Source organism: Thermus thalpophilus (genome assembly GCF_022760915.1).
GTDB lineage: Bacteria > Deinococcota > Deinococci > Deinococcales > Thermaceae > Thermus > Thermus thalpophilus.
Window position 1 is genome coordinate 1 of sequence record NZ_JAKTNS010000066.1, and the last position, 4,237, is coordinate 4,237.

The following is a 4,237-nucleotide window of genomic DNA, read 5'->3' on the forward strand; positions in this document are numbered from 1 at the left end:
GAGGGGCCAGTTTGGTCGCTTTTCGCCCTTTCCTGCGCGAAAGTTCGCCTTCGCGCAAAGAGGGCCTAGGCCCCCGAGGCCTCCGCCGGCAGGGGAAGCCCGGTGCCTAGGGCCTGGGCGTAGAGCACCAGGAGGTCCAGGTCCAGCCCCCCGGGCCAGACCGGGGCCCCGAGCTCCGGGTCCACCCGCACCTGGGCGAAGAAGCCGGGATCCCGGAGGCGGGAGAGGAGCCCGGGAAGCTCCAGGGCCGAAAGGTCCACCACCCCCTCCTTCCCGTCCGAGAAGCGGAGCCGGAGCTTTAAGACCTCCAGGGGCCTGGCCTCCACCACTTCCACCACCATCCCCTCCAGACTACTCCAGGGGTGGGATGGGCCTCAGGGGCTCGCCCCGCCGGGCCCGCTCCCAGTTCTCTAGGAGGGCTTCCCGGTGCAGGGAGGCCCACTCCACCACCAGTCCCAGGGCCCTGGGAAGCCCGGGGGAGGGGCAGGAGGCACTCCCCTTCGGGTGGAAGGCCTTCTAGGTCCCTTAAGGACCGGGAGAAGAAGGTAACTTGGGGCGATGGTCCGTAGGCGGGAAGTGGTCATCGGCCCCGACCGGCGCCTCCGGGTCACCTTGGAGGTGGAGCGGGGGAAGTTGCGCTCCTGGGCGGTGCAGCTGGAGTGGTGGGACCCCGAAGACGGCCGCTGGGTCTGGGTGGCCCGTTACGACACCGCAGGGGGCAGGGCCCACCGGGACCGGAACCGCGTCGCCGCCCACGAGCCCGTGGACCTTCCCGAGGATCCCGGCAGGGCGGCGAAGGTGGCGGAGAAGGAGCTCTCCCAGCGGGCCGAGGAGTACATTGAGGCCTACCGGGCCGCCAAGGCCCAGGGGAGGTAAGCGTGGTGAACCCCGCGGAAAGGCTGGCCGAGCTGGACGGGATCCTCATGGACCACCTCCTGGAGGCAGGCCTCCTCCAGGAGCTCCCCGAGGCCTACCGCCTGGTCCTCCTCCCCCTGGACGAGCCCGAGGTGGCGGCGAAGGCCCTGGCCTGGGCCCGGGAGGCCCCTAACCCCGAGGGCTGGCCCCTGGTCTACGCCCTCTTCCTGGAGGGGAGGCCCGTCCGCCTCCTCCTGCCGGGCAGGGAGGTGGAGGTGGCCCCCAGGGCCGCCTAGGGGGGCGGGAGAGGCCCCGGAGAGCTCCGAGGGAGGAAGGGCAGGCGCAGGACCGCCTCTCCCAAGCCTCCCCCACTCCACCACCCCCAGGACCAGGACCAAGCCCCAGGAGGCGGGGAGGAGGTGGGGCCTCCGGGCCATGAAGCGCACCACAAGGGGCCTCACCGGGAAGCCGCACCCGCGCCCCCTTCCATGGCTCACCAAATTCTCATGTTGGAGAGCAACAGTTAGGGTGTGGAATCAATCACAAACCGACCAAAAAGATAATGCTCGTTTCTTCCGCAGCTCGTGTGAGTCGGGTCGTTGGTATGACGCTTGAAACCCTTCTCGCTGCGAACACCGCATATGAGGAAGCCATCATTGCAGCATTTAACGGTTCGTACGACGAGGCACTTTCTCACCACAACCAGAGCCTGGACCTTGCGGCAACCGCAAAGCAGCGCTTGCGCGACATTGATGCTGCTTACACCATGATGCTCGAAGACATCGCTATTGAGAAATATCCGGGTAACCCGCTGGCTCCAAAGCTCGAACCTGATGTGCTTCGCAAAGAGCTTTCAGGAAAGGTGCTACTTGATTTGAACACAGTTCTCTTTGATGAAATGGCCAGTGCGATCAAAGCACAAAACCTCGTGGAAACCTTCAAGAAGGAACAGGCGCAATTCGCCAAAGTCAAGGAGTACTTTGGACCCTACCTCGATGCTCTAAGGGAATCCAAGGATCGGCTCGAGAGCAGCGCGCACGATCCCCGGGTTTGGGTACGGGCGGTGGATGACGGTGAGGTTCCCATACGCTCCACATACCTCGCCCTTCTGACGGGTTTCCTGGGGGCCTTTCAGCGATTTGTCTACAGTACGGCGATTTCGACGGATCTCTACTACAAGACTGAGGGCCGTGGCGGTCTCATCAACGAAGGGGCAGCCGTACGTCGTTGAAGCTAAAGGTGTCGTGAAAACCTACCCCGGGGGGACACCTGCCCTCCGGGGAGTAGATTTTTTCCTGCGGACGGGGGAGCGGGTAGTTCTCCTCGGTCCGAACGGGGCAGGCAAGACCACGTTGGTGAAGATCATCGCTGGGTTGGTGGAACCAGATGCCGGCGAGCTTAAGGTGTTCGGAAGCCGCCCTACTCCGGGCAAACGGCGCTGGCTAAGCTTTCTTTTTGAGGAGGCCGAGAACCTCTACGGATACCTGACAGCCTGGGAGAACTTGCTTTTTTACGGCAGGCTCGCGGGTGTCCCCGAACGCACCATCCGTGAGAAAGGCTTAGAGTTGCTGTCCGCGTTTGGTCTGGGGGAAGCGAGAGACCGGTTGGCCCAGAACCTCTCGCGTGGACAGAAACAGCGACTCGCCCTTGCCAGCACCCTGATACAGGAAGCTGCGGCCTATGTCCTCGATGAACCGACCTTGGGGCTCGATCTCCAATCGCAAAACGACCTCATTGCGCGTATCAAGGAACTCCCCACGGTTCTCATTACCACGCACGACCCGGTTTTGGCCTGGGAAGTTGCCGACCGTTTCATAGTGCTGAAAGGAGGTGAAGTTCGCGAGATCGCGGTTCGTTCGGATCTCGCAGCCAAAGGGGTCCATGACCCAGAAACGCTCCGGAATTGGCTTTTGGAGGTGTACCGGTGACTCCCCTTTTTCGCGCTTTTCTGGCACGCAGCTTTGCCCTTCAGAGGCGCTATTTTACCGATTATGCGCTTGGACTTTTAGTGAAGGTGTTTTTCTTTACCGCCATTCTGTATACCAGCCAGGGGTATTCAGCGCGACCGGCCTACGTAGCCGGATTTTTACTCTGGTATCTCGCCGCGCACTTGCTGGCAAGGATGGCCAACTTCTTTCTGGAGGAAGCTTATCTGGGCACGCTAGGCCGGTTGCTCGCCTCGCCCCACTCCCCCGCGGCCCTTGTCGTTGCGCTCTCCCTCGCTGAGCTTTCGATGGCCCTGCCCTGGGTCGCTGCCCTAGCAGTTTACGCTAGGCTGAGCGGTGTTTCGCTGGCTGGCCTCGGGCCGGAAGCGCTGGCCGCCAGCTTGCTGGCGCTGACAGGCGTTTGGGGGCTCGGCCTTTCGTTGCTCGCAGCCTCACTGCGCTACAAGCAAGTGGGGAGCTTTACCGAGATGCTCACCTTTTATCTTCTCCTTTTTTCCGGGTTCTTCGTGCCAGGGGAAAAGTTACCCTTAGCCTTACGCACATTGAACACGCTGAATCCCTTGGAATGGGCGGTTAGGGTTTTTCTAGGAGAGGGGTTCGGGCCGCTACTGGCTGTAACCGTGTTTTGGGTGTTGGTTGGCGGCGTGGCATTTGCCCACAGTTATAGCTGGGGAAGGCGCAGCGGCCGGCTCCTCGATTATTAGAAACTTCTGGCGCTGTCCTCTGCGAGAAAGCCAGCTGAAACTTGCACTTCTACGGTTCCTCGGAAAAGGCCCGGGCTTTTGGTCCCGCATCTTCGTTCCCCGCCGCACCTCTCCATGAGATTCTCGGTGAGGCCACACCGCACCCCCGAGGGGCCCACGGCCCGCCCTAAGGCCCCTAGAAGGCCGGGGGTGGGGGAGGGGGCTATTCCCCCTTGACCCCCTCTCCCCCCCCGCCTCAAAAGCCCGCTCAGGCCCTTCCAGGGGGGTAGGTGCACGAAAGCCACCTTTCGCGCAAGAAAGGCCGTCAGGAAGCCGGAAAACCGGGGGCCGGGTGCATAGGCTTGCGGGGAAAGCCCCAGGATCGCGGCAAGATTATGCTGGGGAAAGGCCCGGGATCCTAGGCCTCAAGGAGTGTGGGGTTTATGCGGGGGTTCCCCCGCCGCCCCGAGTAGAGGCCCGGCCTCCCTCTTCTCCGGGTCCCACCCTCCCCCGGGAAGGGGTCCCTGGCCCGTCCTAAGACCCCTAGAAGGCCGGGGGGCGGGGGGAGGGGTAAAGGGGGTGCCCCCCGTCCACCCCCCGCCTTAAAAGCCGTTTTAGGGGCGGTCCTCGAGGGGGAAACCGAGGTTTTTGTCGTCCTGGACGATGAAAATCGCGTGCGGGCGGGGTAAATATGTGAGGTATCTCACTTTTTCTCGGATCTCGGGTTATCTACCCAAAGGAAAAGGGAATTTT

The 4,237-nt window shown here is 62.7% G+C and carries 6 protein-coding genes; 5 read left to right on the forward strand and 1 reads right to left on the reverse strand.

All coding sequences use genetic code 11. The features are described from left to right. Positions 1-65: 65 nt before the first annotated feature. Positions 66-341 (reverse strand): DUF2442 domain-containing protein, encoded by a 276-nt coding sequence (locus tag L0D17_RS13685; RefSeq protein WP_279231833.1) that lies wholly within the window; start codon positions 339-341, stop codon positions 66-68. A 217-nt stretch (positions 342-558) separates the two neighbouring features. On the opposite strand from L0D17_RS13685, the gene L0D17_RS12835 reads away from it, so the two are divergent. The 5 genes from L0D17_RS12835 (at position 559) to L0D17_RS12855 (ending at position 3,505) form a co-directional block, all read left to right on the forward strand. Continuing rightward, positions 559-876 (forward strand): DUF7718 family protein, encoded by a 318-nt coding sequence (locus L0D17_RS12835; protein WP_093008633.1) that lies wholly within the window; start codon positions 559-561, stop codon positions 874-876. A gap of 2 nt (positions 877-878) precedes the next feature. Then, a complete protein-coding gene (locus L0D17_RS12840; protein ID WP_015618048.1) occupies positions 879-1,151 on the forward strand; it encodes a DUF5647 family protein in 273 nt (90 codons plus the stop codon). 308 nt (positions 1,152-1,459) lie between these two features. Beyond that, positions 1,460-2,086, forward strand: coding sequence for a hypothetical protein (locus tag L0D17_RS12845; RefSeq protein WP_011279291.1), 627 nt, complete (start codon positions 1,460-1,462; stop codon positions 2,084-2,086). Positions 2,087-2,099: 13 nt separating this feature from the next. Next, complete coding sequence (locus L0D17_RS12850) at positions 2,100-2,783, forward strand: ABC transporter ATP-binding protein (RefSeq protein ID WP_011279292.1); 684 nt, start codon at positions 2,100-2,102, stop codon at positions 2,781-2,783. Beyond that, positions 2,780-3,505 (forward strand): ABC transporter permease, encoded by a 726-nt coding sequence (locus L0D17_RS12855; RefSeq protein WP_038054955.1) that lies wholly within the window; start codon positions 2,780-2,782, stop codon positions 3,503-3,505. The genes L0D17_RS12850 and L0D17_RS12855 overlap by 4 nt, the downstream gene beginning before the upstream one ends. Positions 3,506-4,237: the final 732 nt, after the last annotated feature.

What these genes read in the sequence shown, in the direction of transcription:
- L0D17_RS13685 (WP_279231833.1), bottom strand. Translation starts at nt 341, where the DNA reads ATGGTGGTGGAAGTGGTGGAGGCCAGGCCCCTGGAGGTCTTAAAGCTC.
- L0D17_RS12835 (WP_093008633.1), top strand. Translation starts at nt 559, where the DNA reads ATGGTCCGTAGGCGGGAAGTGGTCATCGGCCCCGACCGGCGCCTCCGG.
- L0D17_RS12845 (WP_011279291.1), top strand. Translation starts at nt 1,460, where the DNA reads ATGACGCTTGAAACCCTTCTCGCTGCGAACACCGCATATGAGGAAGCC.